This window comes from Streptomyces graminofaciens (assembly GCF_030294945.1).
Classification (GTDB): domain Bacteria; phylum Actinomycetota; class Actinomycetes; order Streptomycetales; family Streptomycetaceae; genus Streptomyces; species Streptomyces graminofaciens.
In genome coordinates, this window is record NZ_AP018448.1 from 8,543,541 (window position 1) to 8,565,692 (window position 22,152).

14 protein-coding genes are annotated in these 22,152 nt (G+C 70.6%); 13 read left to right on the forward strand and 1 reads right to left on the reverse strand.

The features are described from left to right. The first annotated feature begins 62 nt into the window (after positions 1–62). The 11 genes from mrdA (at position 63) to obgE (ending at position 17,632) form a co-directional block, all read left to right on the forward strand. A complete protein-coding gene (mrdA, locus tag SGFS_RS37580) occupies positions 63–2,327 on the forward strand; it encodes a penicillin-binding protein 2 (protein WP_286256647.1) in 2,265 nt (754 codons plus the stop codon). After that, a complete protein-coding gene (gene rodA, locus SGFS_RS37585) occupies positions 2,324–3,520 on the forward strand; it encodes a rod shape-determining protein RodA (protein ID WP_286256648.1) in 1,197 nt (398 codons plus the stop codon). The genes mrdA and rodA overlap by 4 nt, the downstream gene beginning before the upstream one ends. Before the next feature lie 96 nt (positions 3,521–3,616). After that, positions 3,617–5,167 carry a CYTH and CHAD domain-containing protein gene (locus tag SGFS_RS37590; RefSeq protein WP_286256649.1) on the forward strand — a complete coding sequence of 517 codons (1,551 nt, stop codon included), beginning with the start codon at positions 3,617–3,619 and terminating at the stop codon, positions 5,165–5,167. Between the two features lie 110 nt (positions 5,168–5,277). After that, entirely contained in the window at positions 5,278–7,203 is a 1,926-nt protein-coding gene (locus SGFS_RS37595) for a TIGR03960 family B12-binding radical SAM protein (RefSeq protein ID WP_286256650.1), read from the forward strand. Positions 7,204–7,293: 90 nt separating this feature from the next. Continuing rightward, positions 7,294–8,469: a hypothetical protein gene (locus SGFS_RS37600; protein WP_286256651.1), complete on the forward strand. Its 1,176-nt coding sequence runs from the start codon at positions 7,294–7,296 to the stop codon at positions 8,467–8,469. 48 nt (positions 8,470–8,517) lie between these two features. Further along, positions 8,518–9,315: a TIGR03936 family radical SAM-associated protein gene (locus tag SGFS_RS37605; protein WP_286256652.1), complete on the forward strand. Its 798-nt coding sequence runs from the start codon at positions 8,518–8,520 to the stop codon at positions 9,313–9,315. A 250-nt stretch (positions 9,316–9,565) separates the two neighbouring features. Beyond that, entirely contained in the window at positions 9,566–13,618 is a 4,053-nt protein-coding gene (locus SGFS_RS37610; RefSeq protein ID WP_286256653.1) for an Rne/Rng family ribonuclease, read from the forward strand. 432 nt (positions 13,619–14,050) lie between these two features. Continuing rightward, entirely contained in the window at positions 14,051–15,283 is a 1,233-nt protein-coding gene (locus SGFS_RS37615) for a phospholipase D-like domain-containing protein (protein WP_286256654.1), read from the forward strand. A gap of 205 nt (positions 15,284–15,488) precedes the next feature. Then, a complete protein-coding gene (rplU, locus tag SGFS_RS37620) occupies positions 15,489–15,809 on the forward strand; it encodes a 50S ribosomal protein L21 (RefSeq protein ID WP_007381993.1) in 321 nt (106 codons plus the stop codon). Between the two features lie 14 nt (positions 15,810–15,823). Next, positions 15,824–16,078 carry a 50S ribosomal protein L27 gene (gene rpmA, locus SGFS_RS37625; protein WP_286256655.1) on the forward strand — a complete coding sequence of 85 codons (255 nt, stop codon included), beginning with the start codon at positions 15,824–15,826 and terminating at the stop codon, positions 16,076–16,078. Between the two features lie 117 nt (positions 16,079–16,195). Beyond that, positions 16,196–17,632 carry a GTPase ObgE gene (obgE, locus tag SGFS_RS37630; protein ID WP_286256656.1) on the forward strand — a complete coding sequence of 479 codons (1,437 nt, stop codon included), beginning with the start codon at positions 16,196–16,198 and terminating at the stop codon, positions 17,630–17,632. A gap of 201 nt (positions 17,633–17,833) precedes the next feature. On the opposite strand, the gene SGFS_RS37635 is transcribed toward obgE, so the two are convergent. After that, a complete protein-coding gene (locus tag SGFS_RS37635; protein ID WP_286256657.1) occupies positions 17,834–19,930 on the reverse strand; it encodes a hypothetical protein in 2,097 nt (698 codons plus the stop codon). A gap of 417 nt (positions 19,931–20,347) precedes the next feature. Between SGFS_RS37635 and proB the strand changes: the two genes are divergently transcribed. Together proB and SGFS_RS37645 are read left to right on the forward strand one after the other, a co-directional pair. Then, positions 20,348–21,454 carry a glutamate 5-kinase gene (proB, locus tag SGFS_RS37640; protein WP_286256658.1) on the forward strand — a complete coding sequence of 369 codons (1,107 nt, stop codon included), beginning with the start codon at positions 20,348–20,350 and terminating at the stop codon, positions 21,452–21,454. Positions 21,455–21,682: 228 nt separating this feature from the next. Beyond that, on the forward strand, positions 21,683–22,150 hold the full coding sequence (locus SGFS_RS37645) for a hypothetical protein (RefSeq protein ID WP_286260265.1): 468 nt from the start codon (positions 21,683–21,685) through the stop codon (positions 22,148–22,150). Positions 22,151–22,152 lie beyond the last annotated feature (2 nt).

The following is a 22,152-nucleotide window of genomic DNA, read 5'->3' on the forward strand; positions in this document are numbered from 1 at the left end:
GGGCACGTCAGAAACACCACCCGTACCCGCACCACCCGTACACGCGCTGAGAGGGGGAGACAGTGACCAACATCCCGGAGACCGGACGGACCCCACGGGTCCAGATCCGGCTCGTCATCATCCAGATCCTCGTCTTCTCCCTCCTCGGCACCCTGGGCGGCCGCCTCTGGTACCTCCAGATCCGCGAGGGCGACGCCTACGCCAAGGAGGCGTCGGGCAACCACGTCCAGCAGGTCGTGCAGCCCGCCGTACGCGGCTCGATCCTCGACGCGCGCGGTGTGCCGATCGCCGACAACGAGACCCGTCTCGTCGTCTCCGCCTCCCGCACCGAGCTGCTGAAGATGGCCGACGACGGCAAGGGCGTCCTCACCAAGCTCGCCGGCGTCCTGGGCATGAAGCCCAAGGAGGTCATGGACAAGGTCCGGCTGTGCGACTCCGAGACCCCGCAGCCCTGCTGGAACGGCTCGCCCTACCAGCCGATCCCCATCACCGACGAGGCCACCGCCAAGCAGGCCCTCCAGATCCGCGAGCGCTCCGAGGACTTCCCCGGCATCACCGCCGAGCCCCAGGCCGTACGGCGCTACGCCAGCCCCGGCGGCGCCAACACCGCGCAGGTGCTGGGCTATCTCTCGCCCGTCACCGACGAGGAGATCACCAAGGCGCAGGACACCGACTCGCCGTATCTGCGCTCCGACCAGGTCGGCCGCTCCGGCCTGGAGCGGGAGTACGACAAGGAGCTGCGCGGCAAGGCCGGCGTCACCCGGTACGAGGTCGACAACCTCGGCCGCGTCATCGGCGAGGCCGAGGCCGACCCGGCCGAGCCCGGCGCCAACCTCGTCACCAGCATCGACTCCCGCGTGCAGCGCATCGCCGAGTACGAGCTGAACGAGGCGATGATCGAGGCCCGCAAGCAGGTCGACCGGAACACGGGGACGAACTACAAGGCGGACTCCGGCGCCATCGTCGTGATGGAGGCCAAGACCGGCCGCGTCGTCGCCATGGCCTCCAACCCTGACTACGACCCGAACGCCTGGGTCGGCGGCATCTCCGCCAAGGACTACGCCAGGCTCACCGGCAAGAAGTCCAACTACCCGCTGCTGAACCGCGCGATCCAGGGCCAGTCGGCCCCCGGCTCCATCTTCAAGGTGGTCCCGACGGCCGCCGCGGTGAACGCGGGCTACTCCTTCGGCGGCCCCTACGAGTGCTCCAGTTCGTACTCGATCGGCGGCCAGGTCTTCAAGAACTTCGAGTCCAAGGGGTACGGCCCGATCAGCCTCGGCCGCGCCCTGGAGGTCTCCTGCGACACGGTCTTCTACCGCCTCTCCCACGAGGAGTGGAAGCGCGACGGCGGCATCAACCCGAAGAAGAACACCAAGGACTGGTTCTACAAGACCGCCCACCAGTTCGGCCTCGGCGCCGAGACCGGCATCGACCTGCCCAACGAGGTCACCGGCCGCATCCCCGACCGCCAGTGGAAGCAGTCGTACTGGAAGGCCAACAAGGACGCCTGGTGCAAGTACGGCAAGAAGGGCGGGACGTACGCCGAACAGATCGCCTACGAGAACTGCCTCGAGGGCAACCGCATGCGCGCCGGTGACTCCGTCAACTTCTCCATCGGCCAGGGCGACACCCTCGTCACCCCCATCCAGATGGCCACCATCTACGCGGCCATCTCCAACGGCGGCACGCTGTACGACCCCACGGTCGGCAAGGCCGTCGTCAGCGCCGACGGCAAGACGGTCCAGAAGATCGCGCCCAAGTCGCACGGCAAGCTGCCGATGACGCGGACGACCCGCGACGAGATAGACGAAGCCCTCGCGGGAGTCGCCACCCGCGGTACGGCCGCCTGGCGTTTCGGCGGCTGGCCGCAGGACGAGATCCCGATGCACGCCAAGACGGGTACGGCCGAGGTCTACGGCAAGCAGACGACCTCCTGGTTCGCCACGTACACCAAGGACTACTCGGTCGTCATGACCATCTCCCAGGGTGGTACGGGCTCCGGCGCCTCGGCGCCCGCCGTGCGCAAGATCTACAACGCGCTCTACGGCATCTCCGAGGCAGGCAAGATCGACAAGAAGAAGGCGCTGCTCTACACCCCGCAGAAGGGCCTGCCGAAGATCGAGTCCGACGGCTCGATCGACGCTCCGAAGGTCGGGGAGTACCCGCCGAAGAAGACCGCGGAGGAACTGGCGGCGGAGGAGGACATCCAGACGCTCGCCGCAGGCGATGTGGCGGCGATCGTCGGTACCCGTGGTGGCAGCGGCAACCGCGACGCACGCAGGCGCGGTGCCTGCCGCGGCAAGAGGCGGAGGACGAGGACCGTATGACCGGCAACAGCTTCTCCGTCTCCGGGTACGGGCCCGAACGCTCCGGCTGGACCCGCCTGTTCGCCCGTGACTCGCTCGCCCGCAGGCTCGACTGGCCGATACTGTTCTCGGCCATCGCGCTCTCGTTGATCGGCGCGGCCCTCGTCTACTCGGCGACCCGCAACCGCACCGAGCTCAACCAGGGCGACCCGTACTACTTCCTCTTCCGGCACCTGCTCAACACCGGCATCGGCTTCGCCCTGATGATCGGCACGGTCTGGCTCGGCCACCGCACCCTGCGCACGGCCGTCCCGATCCTCTACGGCCTGTCGGTGCTGCTGATCCTGGCGGTGCTGACCCCGCTCGGCGCGACCATCAACGGCGCCCACGCGTGGATCGTCATCGGCGGCGGCTTCTCGCTCCAGCCCTCCGAGTTCGTGAAGATCACGATCATCCTCGGCATGGCGATGCTGCTCGCGGCCCGGGTCGACGCGGGCGACAAAACCCACCCCGACCACCGCACGGTCGTCCAGGCCCTCGGTCTCGCCGCCGTCCCGATAGTGATCGTCCTGCTCATGCCCGACCTCGGCTCGGTCATGGTCATGGTGGTCATCGTGCTCGGCGTGCTGCTCGCCTCCGGCGCCTCCAACCGCTGGATCTTCGGCCTCATCGGCACGGGCGCGCTCGGCGCGGTGCTGGTCTGGCAGCTCGGGGTGCTGGACGAGTACCAGATCAACCGCTTCGCCGCCTTCGCCAACCCGGAGCTGGACCCGGCCGGCGTCGGCTACAACACCAACCAGGCCCGTATCGCCATCGGCTCCGGCGGACTGCTCGGCACGGGCCTGTTCAAGGGCTCACAGACCACCGGCCAGTTCGTCCCCGAGCAGCAGACCGACTTCGTCTTCACGGTGGCGGGCGAGGAGCTGGGCTTCGTGGGCGCGGGTCTGATCATCCTGCTGCTGGGTGTCGTGCTCTGGCGCGCCTGCCGCATCGCCCGCGAGACGACCGAGCTGTACGGCACGATCGTCGCCGCCGGCATCATCGCCTGGTTCGCCTTCCAGGCCTTCGAGAACATCGGCATGACCCTCGGAATCATGCCGGTCGCGGGCCTGCCGCTGCCGTTCGTGTCGTACGGCGGGTCCTCGATGTTCGCGGTGTGGGTGGCGGTGGGGCTGTTGCAGTCGATCAGGGTGGAGCGCCCGATGTCGGCGTAGCCACAAGCCCAGGTGTACAGGAGGGAAACGCCAGGTATCGGCCGTTCGACCTGCTTGGGGCTGCCCAGGGAACGGATATCCGACTAGATTCAATTCATGGCGGACACCAAGCGCGAGATCGAGCGTAAGTACGAGTCCGACGAGAGCGGCCTGCCCGACCTGACCGGGGTGGCCGGGGTCGCCACGGTCCTGGACAAGGGTGTGGCCGAGCTCGACGCGGTCTACTACGACACCCCCGACGAACGCCTCGCCGCCGCCGGGATCACTCTGCGCCGCCGCACCGGAGGCAGCGACGCGGGCTGGCACCTGAAGTTCCCCGTCTCCTCCGGCGTACGCGACGAGATCCGCGCCCCCCTCTCCGACGACCTGCCCCGCGACTTCGCGGGGCTCGTGCGTTCCCGGGTCCGGGAGGCCGAGCTGATCCCCCTGGTCCGCCTGCTCTCCTCCCGTGACGTCAGCGACCTGCTGGACGCGGACGGCACCCTCCTCGCCGAGGTCAGCGTGGACGCCGTGGTCGCCGAACGGCTCACCGATGGCGGCCGCACCGCCCAGTGGTCCGAGATCGAGGTCGAACTCGCCGACGACGGCGACCCGGCCTTCCTCACCAAGGTCGACAAGAAGCTCCGCAAGGCGGGCGTACGGCCCTCGGAGTCCCCGTCCAAGCTGGCCAGGGCACTGCAGGAGACGGCGCCCAAGAAGGGCAAGAAGGTAAAGAAGGGCAAGAAGAGCAAGCAGGCCGGCCAGCGGGCCGAGGCCGCCGAGGAACCCGGCAAGCCCGTCACCCCCGCCGACCACGTCCTCGCCTACGTCCGCACCCAGCGCGACGCGATCGTCGACCTCGACCCCGCCGTCCGCCGTGACCTCTTCGACTCCGTGCACAGCATGCGCGTCGCCACCCGCCGCCTGCGCAGCACCTTCAAGTCGTTCGGCAAGGTCCTGGACCGCACCGTCACCGACCCCATAGGCGACGAACTGAAGTGGCTGGCCGCCGAACTCGGCGTCGACCGCGACCAGGAGGTCCTGTCCGAACGCCTCACGGCCGCGCTCGACGACCTCACCGAAGGCCTGATCACCGGCCCGGTCCGCACCCGCCTGAGCACCTGGGCGCACTCCCGGGGCGCCGGCTCCCGGCAGCGACTCATCGGCGTACTGGACGGAGAGCGGTATCTGGCGCTGCTTGAGTCCCTCGACGTCCTCATCGCCGACCCGCCGCTCGCCAAGGCCGCCGGGGGCGACCCGGAGAAGGTGCTCCGCAAGGCGGTGAAGCGCGACCTGGCCAAGGTGGAGGCCCTGATCGAGGAGGCCCTCGCTCAGCCACCCGGCCACGAGCGATCGACCGCCATGCACGAGGCCCGCAAGAAGGCCAAGCGCACCCGGTACGCGGCGGAGGCCGCCGCGCCCGTCCTCGGCAAACCGGCGGAGCACCTGGTCAAGGACATGAAGTCCCTCCAGACCCTCCTCGGCGACCACCAGGACAGCGTGATGGCCCGCGAGACCCTGCGTGACATCGCCTTCCAGGCCCACGAGGCGGGGGAGAGCGCCTTCACCTACGGGATCCTCTACGGGCGCGAGGAGCGGGCCGCCGCGGCCGGGGAGGACGAACTGCCCGGCGCGTGGGAGACGGTCAGGGCCAGGGTGGCCCTCTGAGCCGAACGGGGGACAGGGGGGACGCCCTCGACGCGTACGAGTGGTACCTCCGGTCGCGTTAGGCTGGGTGGTCACCCCTGTCAGCTCATGCTCACGAAGGTAACCCCGCGATGTCTGTCGAGTCGGTCTTCCCGCAGCTCGAAGCCTTGCTCCCGCACGTGCAGAAGCCGATCCAGTACGTCGGCGGCGAGCTCAACTCCACGGTCAAGGAGTGGGAGTCCTGCGACGTGCGCTGGGCGCTCATGTACCCGGACGCCTACGAGGTCGGTCTGCCCAACCAGGGCGTCATGATCCTCTACGAGGTACTCAACGAACGCGCGGGCGTCCTCGCCGAGCGCACCTACAGCGTCTGGCCGGACCTGGAAGCGCTGATGCGTGAGCACAGGGTGCCGCAGTTCACGGTGGACAGCCACCGCCCGGTGAAGGCCTTCGACGTGTTCGGCCTGTCCTTCTCCACGGAGCTGGGCTACACGAACATGCTGACCGCCCTGGACCTGGCCGGGATCCCCCTGGAGGCCAAGGACCGCGGCCTCGACGACCCGATCGTCCTGGCCGGCGGCCACGCGGCCTTCAACCCCGAGCCGATCGCGGACTTCATCGACGCGGCGATCATCGGCGACGGCGAGCAGGCCGTGCTCGACATGACCGAGATCATCCGCACGTGGAAGGCGGAGGGCCGCCCGGGTGGCCGCGAGGAGGTCCTGTTCCGCCTCGCGAAGACCGGCTCGGTCTACATCCCGGCGTTCTACGACGTGGAGTACCTCGCGGACGGCCGCATCGGCCGGGTCGTCCCCAACAAGTCGGGCGTCCCGTGGCGCGTGTCCAAGCACACGGTCATGGACCTCGACGAATGGCCGTACCCCAAGCAGCCCCTCGTGCCGCTCGCCGAGACGGTCCACGAGCGCATGTCGGTCGAGATCTTCCGCGGCTGCACCCGCGGCTGCCGCTTCTGCCAGGCCGGCATGATCACGCGCCCCGTGCGCGAGCGCTCGATCACCGGCATCGGCGAGATGGTCGAGAAGGGCCTGAAGGCGACGGGCTTCGAGGAGGTCGGACTGCTGTCGTTGTCGAGCGCCGACCACTCGGAGATCGGCGACATCGCGAAGGGCCTGGCGGACCGGTACGAGGAGGACAAGATCGGCTTGTCCCTCCCCTCCACCCGCGTGGACGCCTTCAACGTCGACCTCGCCAACGAGCTGACGCGGAACGGCCGTCGCTCCGGCCTCACCTTCGCCCCCGAGGGCGGCTCCGAGCGCATGCGCAAGGTCATCAACAAGATGGTCTCGGAGGAGGACCTGATCCGGACCGTCGCGACCGCGTACGGCAACGGCTGGCGTCAGGTGAAGCTGTACTTCATGTGCGGCCTGCCGACGGAGACCGACGAGGACGTCATGCAGATCGCCGACATGGCGATGAACGTCATCCAGAAGGGCCGCGAGGTCTCCGGCCAGAACGACATCCGCTGCACGGTCTCGATCGGCGGCTTCGTCCCCAAGCCCCACACGCCCTTCCAGTGGGCCCCGCAGCTCTCCGCCGAGGAGACGGACGCCCGCCTGGAGAAGCTCCGCGACAAGATCCGCGGCGACAAGAAGTACGGCCGCTCCATCGGCTTCCGCTACCACGACGGCAAGCCCGGCATCGTCGAGGGCCTGCTCTCCCGCGGCGACCGCCGCGTCGGCGCCGTCATCCGCGCCGTCTACGAGGACGGCGGCCGCTTCGACGGCTGGCGCGAGCACTTCTCGTACGACCGCTGGATGGCCTGCGCCGACAAGGCCCTGGCCGACTTCGGCGTCGACGTCGACTGGTACACCACCCGCGAGCGCGCCTACGAGGAGGTCCTGCCCTGGGACCACCTGGACTCCGGCCTCGACAAGGACTGGCTCTGGGAGGACTGGCAGGACGCCCTCGACGAGACCGAGGTCGAGGACTGCCGCTGGACGCCGTGCTTCGACTGCGGTGTGTGCCCGCAGATGGACACGGCCATCCAGATCGGCCCCACGGGCAAGAAGCTGCTGCCGCTGTCGGTCGTGAAGTAGCCGAGGTAGGCCAGGAGTTCGAGTAACACCTTGGTGACGACCAGGGCCCCCGCTGCAACGGACGGGGGCCCTTGGTGTGTCTTGGTCTTCATGGATCTCGAAAAGCCGCAGGCCGGGCCGCCCGCCAGGCCGCCCGGCGGCCCACCCTCCGGAGCGCCCGAGGGGTGCCTCGTCGTCGCCGTCCGGCTGCCGGTGCGGATCGTCGTGCTCGTGCTCGTCGTGCCGGTGCGGATCGTGTGGGACGCGCTGGTAGTCGTGGGGCGGTTCCTGCTGGACACCGTGCTGCGGCCGGTCGGGCGGGCGCTGCTGTGGGTCGCCCGGGCGGTGTTGGTGTGGCCGTGGGTGGCACTGTGGCGGTACGTCGTCGTGCCGGTCGGCAAGGCGCTGGCCTGGCTCGGGTACTGGCTGCTCGTGGTGCCGCTGGTGTGGCTGTACCGGTGGGTGCTGACACCGGTCGGGCATGCGATCACCTGGCTCGCGCGGGGTCTCTGGGCCGGATTGGTGTGGGCGGCCAAGGGCATCGGCGCCGGGCTCGTCTGGCTGTACACCTGGACGCTCGCGCCGCTCGGGCGCGGAGTCGCGTGGCTGGCCAGGTGGATCGGGCGGGGCATCGCGGCCGCGGGGCTCGGGGTGTTCACGGTCGTCGCCTGGCTCGTGCGATATCTGCTGGTCGCCCCGGCCGTCTGGCTCTACACCTACGCGCTGACGCCCCTCGGGCACGCGATCGCATGGGTGGCCGGCGGTGTCGTATGGCTCGTACGGATGATCTTCACGGGGATCGGGCTCGGCATCTACTGGACGCTGCGCGTGCTGCTCGTGCTGCCCGCCATCGCCCTCTGGCGCTGGGTGCTCGCGCCGGCCGGACGGTTCCTCGCCGTCGTCGGGCGGGAGATCTGGGACGCCCTCGGACACGCGTGGCGCGTCGCGGGCCGGATCTCGCTGGTCCTCGGGCGGGCCATCGCGACCTTCTTCCGTTGGATCCTCGTCGAGCCCTCGCGCTGGGTGTACCGGACCGTCCTCACCCCCGCCGGCCATGTCGTACGGGACGTGATCTGGAAGCCCGCCACCGAGGTCGCCCGCGCTGTGGGGCGCGCCACCCGACAGGCCCTGGCCACGGCCCGCGAATCCGTACGGCAGGCACGTGCGAGCGTGCGGTGGGCGCTGTTCGGGAAGCCCGCGGAGCCGGAGCCGGTGGCCCGACGGGAACCGGGAGCCGCCGACACACGTACTCTTGGTAGCAGTACGACCGCTCTCACGAAGGACTGAACGACACTGGGCAAGCGACAGCCCGAAGGCCCGCCGCCCGCACCCGCGGTGCAGCGCATCCGACTGCGCTACACCAAGCGCGGCCGCCTCCGGTTCACCAGCCACCGTGATTTCCAGCGCGCCTTCGAGCGTGCGCTGCGCCGTGCCGAAGTGCCGATGGCGTACTCGGCGGGGTTCACGCCGCATCCGAAGGTGTCGTACGCCAATGCCGCACCCACCGGCACGGGCAGTGAGGCGGAGTATCTGGAGATCGCGCTCACCGACGCGCGCGACCCGGAGAAACTCAGGATCCTCCTCGACGAGTCGCTGCCCGCCGGGCTCGACGTCGTCGACGCGGTCGAGGCCCGCACCTCCGGCCTCGCCGACCGGCTCACGGCTTCCGTGTGGGAACTGCGACTGGACGGCGTGGACCCGGCGGACGCCGAGCGCGCGGTCGCCGCGTTCAAGGCGGCGGACCTCGTCGAGGTCCAGCGCAGGACCAAGAACGGTGTACGGACGTTCGACGCCCGTGCGGCCGTCGTCGACCTCGACATTCGCGACGGTGATGAGACGCACAGTCCACAGGCTGATAGGCCTAGCGACCAGCCCTGTGCGATACTGCGGCTGGTTGTTCGGCACGTGACGCCTGCCGTACGACCCGACGACGTCCTGTCCGGTCTTCGCGCCGTGGCCGACCTGGCGCCGCCGGTCCCCGCAGCGGTGACCAGGCTGGCGCAGGGGCTGTTCGATGAAGAGACCGGCACGGTGACCGACCCGCTCGCGCCCGACCGCGAGGCAGCAGCGGCCCTCACAACGGCCGCTCCCACTGCCGCCGCGAAGGCGCCGGCGTCGGAAGGCCCCGCGTAGGGACGAAACGTCGTAGCGCCGCCCTCGTATCCGGGAGCCACCTGGGTCGGGCAGCGCACCGACCACAAGACTTTCGCCAGGCCAATACGCAACATGGCGTATCGGAACCGGCGAGACAGGACACAGAGAGCTCCCGTGCGGCGCCCGCGCCCCGGACGGCGGCAGTCGCGCATCGCGCGAGCCGCGGACGTCACCGGCTGATCGCCGGACCAGGCGCGGCGCCCGGGAGCCTGACGGGAGAAACGCCCGCATGCTCGAACCGACCGAACCCACAGAGTCCGCTCAGGGCTCCGAACACAACACGCCGAGCGACACCCTGCCGCCGCGCCGCCGCCGTCGCGCCGCGTCGCGCCCGGCGGGACCGCCCACGGCCGAGGCCGAGGCCACTGCCGAGACCGTCGCGCCGGCCATACCGGCCGCCCAGTCCGAGGACCTCGTGACGAACGAGGCGGACGAGGCCGTAGAGGTCGAGGAGACCGAAGAGGTCGTGGCCGAGGCGCCCGCCCCCGTCGAGGAGGCCGCGCCCGCCGGGCGTACGCGCCGTCGTGCGACGCGCCGGGCGTCCGCACCGGCCGGTGCGCCGAAGGAGGCGGAGGCCGCCGAGGTCGTCGAGACCGTGGCGCCGGTCGCCGCCGCCGAGACCGTCGCTTCTGCCGCGGAGCCCGCCCCCGTCGAGGAGGCCGCCCCCGCCGCTCGTACGCGTCGTCGTGCGACCCGTCGTGCGTCGGCGCCCGCCGGTGCGCCCAAGGCGGCCGAGACCGTCGAGTCCACCGAGGCCGTCGAAGTGGCCGAGGCCGTCGTCGAGGCGCCCGCTGCCGAGGCCGCGCCGGTCGAGGAGGCAGCCCCGGCTGCTCGTACGCGTCGTCGTGCCACCCGCCGTGCGGCCGCGCCCGCCGGTGAGCCGAAGGCCGCCGAGGCCGTGGAGGAGGACGTTCCGGTGGCTGAAGAGACTGCCGTGCCGGTCGAGGCGGCCGAGGTCGCCGAGGACGTGGCCGAAGACGCCGCCCCGCGTCGTACGCGTCGGCGTGCCACGCGCCGGGTCTCCGCGCCCGCCGGTGAGCCCGAGAGCGCCGCCGTCGCGGAGGAGCCCGTGGCGGAGCCCGCCGCTCCCGCTGTCGCCGCCGCGCCGGCCGTCGAGGACGAGGAGGCCGCGCCGCGCCGTGCCCGCAGGCGGGTCGCCACCCGCAAGGCCGCCGGTGGTTTCTCCGCGCCCGCCGCGCCGGTCGCCGAGGAGGCCCCGGCCCGGCCCGCGCGGCCCGCCGTGGCCGTGTTCCAGGCGCCCGTCTTCACCGAGCCGATGTTCCAGACGCCCGAGCGCGCCGCCGCCCAGGCCGCGGCAGAGGCGGAGGAGGCCACGGAGGTCGTCGAGGCTCCCGAGGCCGCCCAGCCCGCACGGTTCGGTGGGTACGGCGAGGAGGAGACCGGCGGATCGCGTCGTCGCCGTCGCCGTCGGGGCGAGCCCGCCGAGGCGGAGCCCGTGGCCGCCGCCGTGACCGTCGACGAGGTCGAGGAGACCGACGAGGCGGAGGACATCGAGGAGACGGACGAGTCTTTCGAGGCCGAGGAGTCCGCCGAGGGCGACGAGTTCGGCGAGGAGGAGTCCACCGGGTCGCGTCGTCGCCGTCGCCGGGGCGGCCGTCGCCGTCGCCGGGGCGAGTCCGCCGAGGCCGGTGAGGGCGAGGAGTTCGCCGCCGAGCAGGCCGCGCAGGACGCCGAGGACGCCGCCGAGCAGGCGGAGGAGGACGCCGAGGACGAGGCGGACGAGCGCGAGGACGCCGGTGGGTCCGGCTCCAGCAGCAGCCGCCGTCGCCGTCGCCGTCGTCGTCGCGCCGGTGACTCGGGCACCGAGGCCGAGGCCGCGTCCGACGACCCCGAGCGCACGGTCGTCAAGGTCCGCGAGCCCCGCCCGAAGGCGGAGCCCTCCGACGAGGTGCAGTCCATCAAGGGCTCGACCCGTCTGGAGGCCAAGAAGCAGCGCCGCCGCGAGGGCCGCGAGCAGGGCCGCCGCCGCGTTCCGATCATCACCGAGGCCGAGTTCCTGGCCCGCCGCGAGGCCGTCGAGCGCGTCATGGTCGTCCGGCAGAGCGGCGAGCGCACCCAGATCGGCGTCCTCGAGGACAACGTGCTCGTCGAGCACTACGTCAACAAGGAGCAGTCGACCTCGTACGTCGGCAACGTCTACCTGGGCAAGGTCCAGAACGTGCTGCCCTCGATGGAGGCCGCCTTCATCGACATCGGCAAGGGCCGCAACGCCGTCCTGTACGCCGGTGAGGTCAACTTCGAGGCGCTGGGCATGGCCAACGGGCCGCGGCGCATCGAGTCCGCGCTGAAGTCCGGGCAGTCCGTCCTCGTGCAGGTCACCAAGGACCCGATCGGGCACAAGGGCGCCCGTCTGACCAGCCAGGTGTCGCTGCCGGGCCGCTACCTCGTGTACGTCCCCGAGGGCTCGATGACCGGCATCAGCCGCAAGCTGCCCGACACCGAGCGGGCCCGGCTGAAGACCATCCTCAAGAAGATCGTCCCCGAGGACGCGGGCGTCATCGTGCGCACCGCCGCCGAGGGCGCGAGCGAGGACGAGCTGCGCCGGGATGTCGAGCGGCTCCAGGAGCAGTGGGAGGACATCCAGAAGAAGGCGAAGAGCGGCAACGCACCGACGCTGCTCTACGGCGAGCCGGACATGACCGTCCGTGTCGTCCGCGACATCTTCAACGAGGACTTCACCAAGGTCATCGTGAGCGGCGACGAGGCGTGGGAGACCATCCACGGATATGTCTCGCACGTCGCGCCCGACCTCGCCGAGCGGCTGTCGAAGTGGACCTCCGAGGTCGACGTCTTCGCGACGTACCGGATCGACGAGCAGCTCGCCAAGGCGCTGGACCGCAAGGTCTGGCTGCCCAGCGGCGGTTCGCTGGTGATCGACAAGACCGAGGCCATGATCGTGGTCGACGTCAACACCGGCAAGTTCACCGGCCAGGGCGGCAACCTCGAGGAGACGGTCACCAGGAACAACCTGGAGGCGGCCGAGGAGATCGTGCGCCAGCTGCGGCTGCGCGACCTCGGCGGCATCGTCGTCATCGACTTCATCGACATGGTTCTGGAGTCCAACAGGGATCTGGTGCTGCGGCGCCTCCTGGAGTGCCTGGGACGCGACCGTACGAAGCACCAGGTCGCCGAGGTCACGTCGCTGGGCCTGGTCCAGATGACCCGCAAGCGGGTCGGGCAGGGGCTGCTGGAGTCGTTCTCCGAGACCTGTGTCCACTGCAACGGCCGTGGTGTGATCGTCCACATGGACCAGCCGTCCGCGGTCGGTGGCGGCGGAGGCGGTAAGCGCCGCAAGCGTGGGCGTGGCGGCGCCGAGCACGACCACGAGCATGTGGCGGAGGCCGTCGAGGCGGCCGAGGTCGTGGAGCCGCTGGAGGCCGTCGAGTCCGAGGCCGAGGTGGCCGCCGAGGTCGCCGAGCCGGTCGCGCTGCCCGGGCCGGAGTTCGAGCCGGACGAGGATCTGTACAGCAGCGTCGCCGAGGCGGAGGCCGCGGTCACGCGCGGCCGTTCGCGGCGCCGTGCGACCCGGCGGGCCTCGGCGCCCTCGGGTGCGCCCCGGCAGCGGGACACCGTGACCGTGGCCGATGTCGTCGAGGAGCGGGCACCGAAGTCGCGGCAGGCCGCCGAGGCCGAGCCGGTCGCGGTGGAGGACCCGGTCGTGGAGGCGCCGGCGCCGAGCGAGCCCGTGGAGGAGGCCGCGCCCAAGGGGCGTACGCGTCGTCGTGCGACCCGGAAGGTGTCCGCTCCGGCGGGCGCGCCGGCCGAGGCCGAGGTGGCCGTGGTGACGGTGGCGGAGCCGGTGGCGGCGCCCGAGCCCGTCGCGGAGCCCGTCGCCGAGGCGGTTGCCGAGCCCGTGGCCGAGGTGGTCGCCGAGAGCGCCGCTCCGGCTCGTCCGCGGCGGCGTGCGGTGCGCAAGGCCACGGCACCGACCGCGTCCGAGGAGGCGGCCGTCGTGGTCGTTCCGTCGGCTGGGGCGGAGAGCCCGGCGGCCGAGGCTGAGGCTGAGGTTTCGGTCTCCGAGGAGGTCGCTGAGGTCGTTGAGGTCGCTGAGGCGCCCGCCAAGAAGGCCGCGCGGAAGACGGCCAAGAAGGCGACGGCGAAGAAGGCCGCGACGAAGAAGACCGTGGCGGCCAAGAAGACGGCTGCGAAGAAGGTCACGGCGAAGAAGGCCGCGACGAAGAAGACGGCGGCGAAGAAGACGACGGCCGCGGCGGAGCAGGCTTCGCCGGCCACGGTCACGGCTTCCACCGACGAAGGCTGACGGTTCGTCTGATTCAACTCGGTGCCCCTGCCCGGCGGTTTCCGTCGGGCAGGGGCACTTGTGTTTTCCGCCCCCGCCGCCCCTGCCCGTTCCCCATCCAGGGGGCCGCGCCCCCCGCCCCCCTGGATGGGTCTGTCGGGTGCGGGTTTGTGGGGGCTGGGCGCACGGTTCCCCGTGCCCCTTACGGGGCGTTGTGCGAGGGAATTCTCACGTTGGGCGGGGGAGTTGGTGGGGGATCGTCCGATTTCGCGTCCCGGTTTTGTCACGGAGGCCTCTTCTGGCGCTTGGAGGGCCCCAAAACGCCTGTAAAACTCACGTAGTCGTGATCGGGGAACCGGGGGAGGGGATCGCATGGCGCGCGTGCGCGTCAGGAGGGGGCGGCGGGCTGTGGCGCTCGCCACGGTCTTGTCGGCGGCAGGTGTGCAGAGCCTCATGTCCGTCGGCACCGCGACCGCCGACGACCCGCCCACCTGGACCGAAGGCCCGGTCTTCAACGACCCGTTGGACACGGACGAGCAGTACGCGATCCGGGATCGGCTCATCGAGTTGACCGCAGCCGCGCTCCCCGGCTCCACCATCAAGGTCGCCGTCTACCACGTGTGGGAGGCGTCGGTCGTCAACGCGCTGGTCGCCGCCAAGAACCGCGGTGTCAACGTCCAGGTGCTGCTGGACGAGTCGAGCGTCAGCGACCGGCCCACCAACACCTCGTACGACAGCCTGGCCGACGCGCTCGGCACGGACCGTACGAAGAGGTCGTACATAGCGACCTGCCCCGTCGACAAGTCCTGCCTCGGGGACCCGAAGTACGGGCAGTCGATCATGCACAACAAGTTCTGGCTGTTCTCGGCGGTCGAGGGGGCGACGAACGTCGTCGTGCAGACGACCTCCAACTCCACTCCCTCCGCGCACACCAGGTTCTTCAACGACGCGCTGCTGCTGCCCGACAACCCGACGATGTACGACGCCTACGCGGACTACTTCGACACGATGGCCGCCCGGGACTGGGCGAGCTGGGAGTACCGGACCGTCAGCAACGGGCTGTACAAGGCGTACTTCTTCCCCCGGGCCGGGAGCACACGGGACACCGACACCGTGTACTCCGTGCTCAACAACGTGCAGTGCACGTACAAGGACAGCGCCGGCGTCACACAGAAGACCTGGGTGCGGGTCGCCATCTTCAAGATCACGCGGATGGCGATCGCGAGCAAGCTGGTCTCGCTGAGGAAGGCGGGCTGCAACGTCAGCATCGTGTACGCCGAGTCCGACAGCGCGAAGAGCTCGGGCGGGACGGCGGGGACGTGGGAGAAGATGCACACGTCCGGCGGGCCGACGGTGCGGTGCTACAACGACGACCGGGACCCCGTGAACCCCGGTCAGAAGCTGACGACGCCGTACATCATCCACTCCAAGTACATCCTGGTGGACGGTATGTACGACGGGGTGCGCAACAAGGTCAGCTTCACCGGCTCCGGCAACTACACCGGGCCCGCGCTGCGCGAGAACGACGAGTCGATCGTCAAGGTCGACGACGACGCCGTGCACGAGATGTACAAGGCCCACTTCAACAAGGTCATCGGAGTCGCGTACCCGGGCAAGGCGGACACCACGGACCTCTGCAAGGGTGTGAAGCCGCTGCCCGCGGACGGTGAGAAGCCCGCCGCGTGAGCGGCCGGTGGGGCGGGCGGGGCTCGGTTTGACCCTTTCGGGGCACGCCCCGTAACCTTGACCGTCGGCGTGTCCGTAGGTAGAGACGCGTCACATCTCCGTAAACCTCATCCTTCCGGGCGCCGGGCGCCCCGGGAGAGGCCGTTCGCGTGTCGGGCGGCTGGACTGCGGGGGTGCCGTTCCCGAGCGAGAGAGTGAGATCCGCGTGTACGCCATCGTGCGCAGCGGTGGTCGCCAGCACAAGGTTGCTGTCGGCGACATCGTTGAGGTTGACAAGATTTCCACTGCCAAGGTTGGCGACACGGTCGAGCTCTCGACCCTGCTCGTTGTCGACGGCGACGCTGTGACCAGCGACCCGTGGGTGCTGGCCGGCATCAAGGTCCAGGCCGAGGTCGTGGACCACCACAAGGGCGTCAAGATCGACATCCTTCGCTACAAGAACAAGACCGGCTACCGCCGTCGTCAGGGCCACCGCCAGCAGTACACGGCGATCAAGGTCACTGAGATCCCCGCGGCTGCGAAGTAAGGGACTGAGGAGAGATGGCACACAAGAAGGGCGCATCGTCCACTCGGAACGGTCGCGACTCCAACGCTCAGCGGCTCGGCGTGAAGCGCTTCGGCGGTCAGGTCGTCAACGCCGGTGAGATCCTGGTCCGCCAGCGCGGCACCCACTTCCACCCGGGTGCGGGCGTCGGCCGTGGCAAGGACGACACGCTGTTCGCGCTGAACGCCGGAGCGGTCGAGTTCGGCACCAGCCGTGGCCGCAAGGTCGTGAACATCGTTCCGGTCGGCTGACCGGAAGTCTTTCGCGAGGCGGACCTCACTTCCCGGTCGGGAAGGCGGGTCCGCCTTTCGCGTGTTGGACCCAGAGCACATCCCTGTAGTACCCCGTAGTAACTGGAGGCACATCCCATGACCACCTTCGTGGACCGCGTCGAACTGCATGTCGCCGCGGGTAGCGGAGGTCACGGCTGTGCCTCCGTCCACCGTGAGAAGTTCAAGCCGCTCGGCGGCCCCGACGGCGGCAACGGCGGGCGTGGCGGTGACGTCATCCTGATCGTCGACCAGTCCGTCACCACGCTTCTCGACTACCACCACTCGCCGCACCGCAAGGCCACCAGCGGCAAGCCCGGCGAGGGCGGCAACCGCTCCGGGAAGGACGGCCAGGACCTGGTCCTGCCGGTCCCGGACGGCACCGTGGTGCTGGACAGGGCGGGCAACGTCCTCGCCGACCTCGTCGGCCACGGCACCTCGTTCGTCGCGGCGCAGGGCGGCCGCGGTGGCCTCGGCAACGCGGCGCTGGCCTCCGCCCGCCGCAAGGCGCCCGGTTTCGCGCTGCTCGGTGTGCCCGGGGATCTCCGGGACATCGTCCTGGAGTTGAAGACGGTCGCCGACGTGGCGCTGGTCGGATACCCGAGCGCGGGCAAGTCCTCGCTGATCTCGGTCCTGTCCGCCGCCAAGCCGAAGATCGCGGACTACCCCTTCACGACGCTCGTCCCGAACCTGGGCGTGGTGACGGCGGGCGCGACGGTCTACACGATCGCCGACGTGCCCGGTCTCATCCCCGGCGCCAGCCAGGGCAAGGGCCTGGGCCTGGAATTCCTCCGTCACGTGGAGCGCTGCAGCGTCCTCGTGCACGTCCTCGACACGGCGACGCTCGAATCGGACCGTGACCCCCTCTCCGACCTCGACATCATCGAGGAGGAACTGAAGCAGTACGGCGGCCTCGACAACCGGCCCCGGATCGTCGTCCTCAACAAGATCGACGTACCCGACGGCAAGGACCTCGCCGAGATGGTGCGGCCGGACCTGGAGGCACGCGGCTACCGGGTCTTCGAGGTGTCCGCGGTGGCGCACACCGGTCTGAAGGAGCTGTCGTTCGGCCTCGCCGACCTGGTCGGCAAGGCGCGCGCCGCCAAGCCGAAGGAGGAGGCGACCCGGATCGTCATCCGGCCCAAGGCCGTGGACGACGCGGGCTTCACGGTCGTACAGGAGGAGGACGGTCTCTTCCGGGTGCGTGGCGAGAAGCCCGAGCGCTGGGTACGCCAGACCGACTTCAGCAACGACGAGGCCGTGGGTTACCTCGCCGACCGGCTCAACCGCCTCGGTGTCGAGGAGGCGTTGATGAAGGCGGGCGCCCGCTCCGGCGACGGCGTGGCCATCGGCCCCGAGGACAACGCGGTCGTCTTCGACTGGGAGCCGACCGTGATGGCCGGCGCGGAGATGCTCGGCCGCCGTGGGGAGGACCACCGCTTCGAGGCGCCCCGACCGGCGGTACAGCGCCGCCGGGACCGCCAGGCGGAGCTGGACGAGGTCCAGAAGGAGTACGACGACTTCGAGCCGTTCTAGGGCCTGTCGGGCGTCCGTGAGGGGCGCGGGGAACTGCGCGACCAGCCGCGTACGACCGGCAGGCGCCCCCGAGCCATCGGGCGCCCGGCACCGCCGCTGACCGAAGGCAGGTCGCGCGGCCCGGCGCTCACGGGGGTGCCGCTACGCGAACAACATGACGAAGGGCCCCGGAGGTGACCTCCGGGGCCCTTCGCCTTCCTACTACCTGCTCTCCGCGGAGCTGAACGCATCCTCCGCGTCGCTCGGCTCGGCCTCCGACGGCTCGCCCGTCAGCTCGTCGGCCGCGCCCCGAGGTGAGGGGATCTCCGCCGCGAGGCGGGACTCCATCCGTACCCGGCGGTCGTCGGCCTTGGCGCACAGAGTCCTGACCGCCGCGTCGAAGCGGACGAGGGACGGCGGGTCGGACGGGCCGAGGAGGTGCTCCTTGAGATCGGCACGCGCCTGGGTGAAGTGGTCCTTCTCCGGGTTGCGGACCGCCTCCAGCAGGGCCGGGACCTCCGCGGCGGACGGGGTGAGCACGACACCCGCCGAGACCGTCGGGAAGCCCGTGCGGAACGCGGTCTCCGTCATGCCCGACGTGTTGGCGACGGCGTACGGCTTCTCGCTGGACAGCCAGTCGGAGACGACCGACGAGACATCGCTGATCAGCAGGTCCGCCTCGTTGAAGCAGGCGAAGATCGCGGGACGCGCCTCGGTGACGATCAGGTGCTCCCACTCGGGGAAGGACGCCCAGTACGCCTTCTCCCAGGCCAGCGTGGCCTCGGCGATGGCGGCCTCGCGGTCACCGCTCGGCGTGCCCTGGAGCAGCATCCGCTCCATCTCGTCCGCGCTGGAACGGAACGACGTCGACGTCAGCTTGTCCAAATCGGCCGTGCGGCGGGTCAGTTCGGCCGCCGCCTCGGCGCTCGGCCGGGCGCCCGACCGCTTGGTGTTGGCCTCGCGGATCATCGCCTTGATGCGCTCGTTGGCGACGCCCGCGCGCGGGTCGACCGAACCGGTCATCGGGTGCGGCTTGTAGAGGAGGCGCACCTTCTCGTCGGCGAGCAGCCGCCGGACGATGTTCTCGCCGGCCAGGACCACCGAGGTGTTGCCCGGGTTGCCGTCCCAGCCCTCCCAGGTGGGGGCGTACAGGACGGTCGTGAACGGGCGGGTCGGCGGACCGGCGTACGGACGGATCGGCGCGAGCTGCGGGCGGCCGACCTCGACGATGTCCTTGTCCTCGACGCCGACCTCGGCGAGCGCGTACCGGTCGCGAGCGGCGGGACCGGCGACCCACACCTCGTCGTACGCCTTCGCGTACGGGTTGCAGGAGGACAGCTTGTCGCTCTCGCCGTGGTTGATGAAGGCGTGCTTGATCGTGGGGATGCGCAGGACCTGGGAGGTCTTCGCGGCGTTGGCCGGGTGCAGCATCATCTTCAGCGTCGAGTTCTCCAGGGAGAACATCGTCGAGACCTTCGGGAAGCAGATGACCGGCACGTCCGTGGCGTCGATCTTCTGCACCATGAAGCGCTCGCGCAGCACGATCAGCGGCTTCTCCAACTGGGAGAGCGTGGAGAGCCACATGTTCGCCTGGTACGCCGAGGACGTACCGCCGGAGAAGTACATGGCCGTCGTCGGCCGGTACTTCTCCAGCCAGCCGTCCAGCCACTCCATGACCTGCTGCTCGTTCTTGGCCCGCTTCTTCGGCAGCAGCCAGGAGGCCAGGTAGGCGGTGCCGGCGACCAGCAGCGTCAGGGAGGCGCCGAGGCCGATGCCGCCCCACGTGGCGTCCTGGGTGGCCGCGGTGACCAACAGACCGGTGGTGATCGGGACGGAGAACGTCAGCAGCCGGTGGGCCTGGCGGCGGGCCAGGATGCGCGGCGGGGCGGTGCTCAGGCGCAGTGCGGAGGCGTCGATGTTGCGCGTGACGATCGGCAGGGTCCGGCTGCGGCGCACCAGGACGGAGACGCCCTGGCAGGCGAAGTGCACCGCGTAGAAGACGCACAGGCCGATCAGCAGCGGCGCCTGCTCGCGCAGTGGGTCGATGCCGTCGATGCGCAGCAGCCCCACGAGGATCATCATGTCGCGCAGCAGCTGGCGTACCAGCGCGTCGAAGCGGACCTTGCCGAGCAGCGCGAGCAGCCCTGGGTCCCGGTACTGCAAGTACGTGTCCAGAGCGAGGCCCGCCGCGCTCGCGGCGACGAACACGGGAATGTTCGGCAGCAGCGCGGAGACGATCTGGGCCGTGAAGAGCGCGAACATCGCGAGCAGCGCGGAGAGCTGCGCGACGCGGCGGGGTACGAGGCCTGCGGAGGGCACGGGCGGGGCTCCTGCGGAGGGGTGCGACGGAAGGGAGAAAAGAGAGTAGTGGGAGCGGCCCGCCTCCGTACGCGCGCCCCCGGGCGCCTTCCGCCCCCGGGGCCCGGAATAAGGAAGGCCGATCCCTGACCGTATGACCTAGGGCGCCCGGGGAGCAATCTTCCGTGGGGATAATCACCGGGAAACGGGCAAAGCGCTCGGAACTTCGGTGCTCTTCTCACCGTCTCCTCATAAAGGCCGCATGTCGTTCACCCGGCCCGGGGAGCGACATCGCGCCGTCCGCCCAGCGAAATGGCGACGCGCCCGATCCGCATCCTCACGTAGATTGCGGAACGCACACACCGGACTCGTCGGAACAATTTGGGGATACGCGTGTCAGCGGCAAGGCAAGGCGTGGCGCAGGCTCACAGGGCGGGCGTGGCGGAAGCCCACAGGATCGTCGTCAAGGTCGGGTCCTCGTCCCTCACCACCGCCTCCGGAGGCCTCGACGCGGACCGGGTGGACGCCCTCGTGGACGTCCTCGCCAAGACCCGCAGCGGTGGTGAGAAGGAGGTCGTGCTGGTCTCGTCCGGCGCCATCGCCGCCGGCCTCGCCCCGCTGGGCCTGCGCCGCCGCCCCAAGGACCTCGCCCGGCAGCAGGCGGCCGCCAGCGTCGGCCAGGGCCTGCTCGTGGCCCGCTACACCGCCTCCTGCGCCCGCTACGGCATCCGCGTCGGCCAGGTGCTCCTCACCTCCGACGACATGAGCCGCCGCGCCCACCACCGCAACGCCTCCCGCACCCTCGACAAACTCCTCGCGATGGGCGCCCTCCCGGTCGTCAACGAGAACGACACGGTCGCCACGGACGAGATCCGCTTCGGCGACAACGACCGCCTCGCCGCCCTCGTCGCCCACCTCGTCCGCGCCGACCTGCTGGTCCTGCTCTCGGACGTCGACGGCGTGTACGACGGCGACCCCAGCAAGCCCGGTACGTCACGCATAGCGGAAGTGCGCGGTCCCGAGGACCTCGCGCACGTCGAGATCGGCAGCGCCGGCAAGGCGGGCGTCGGCACCGGCGGCATGGTCACCAAGGTCGAGGCGGCCGCGATCGCCACCGGGGCGGGCATCCCCGTGGTGCTGACCAGCGCCGTCCACGCGGCCGACGCCCTCGCCGGCCGGGACACCGGCACGTACTTCCACCCCACGGGCAAGCGCTCCGCCGACCGGCTGCTCTGGCTCCAGCACGCCTCCACCCCCCAGGGCTCGCTCACCCTCGACGACGGTGCCGTGCGCGCGGTCGTCGAGCGCCGCAAGTCGCTGCTGCCGGCCGGAATCGCGGCGGTCGAGGGCGACTTCGTCGCGGGCGACCCGGTCGAGCTGCGGGACGGCACGGGCCGGGCGGTGGCGCGCGGGCTGGTGAACTTCGACGCCAAGGAGATCCCCCAGCTGCTCGGGCGCTCGACGCGGGAACTGGCGCGCGAGCTGGGTCCCGCGTACGAACGAGAGGTCGTACACAGGGACGATCTGGTCCTCCTGCACCCCTGACCAGCGGCCCTGCGTGGGTGGCAAAAGGCCGGCCTCCGGTGGAAGACGTTCCGTAAAACCGCCACGCGAAGCCCTTGAGCCTGCTCAACTTTGTCTCAGGGAGATTCCGCACGACCCATTGACGAGCACGACACGCACCATCGACGGGGGCCCGACACGGCCCCCGTCGCCGAGCCCGACCCATTGCGAAGTGCGACCGAGTGAGCGAAGGAGGCCGTCGTGAGACGAGTGCGCCCCGGGGCCGCGGCGTCCCGTGGTGGTGGTACCTCCCGTGCGGCCGGCGAGGAGCGGACGCTCACCAGCGTCGCCGCCTCGGACACGTACGAGGGCGGCCACGGGAAGGAGCCCGAGGACGTGCCCCGGCTGTGGCATGTCACGCTCAGCGTCTCCGGCCCCGAGACCCCGCTGAAGGAGGTCAGGCGCGGCCTCGAACAGCTTGCCCACGACCACCCCTTTCTGCTGACCAGCAGGTACGCGAGCGACCACGCCGAGATCCGCTACTGGGAAGAGGCCCGCGACCTCCACGACGCCGCCGCCGTCGCCCTGCGCCTGTGGGGTGAGCACCGCCGTACGGCCGGGCTGCCGCCCTGGGAGATCGTCGGCCTGGAGGTCATCGACCGCCAGACGTACCACCAGCGCGTCGCCGAGGGGTACGGCCCGCCCCCGGCGACCCCGGTGGGAGTCCACCCCTTCTAGCC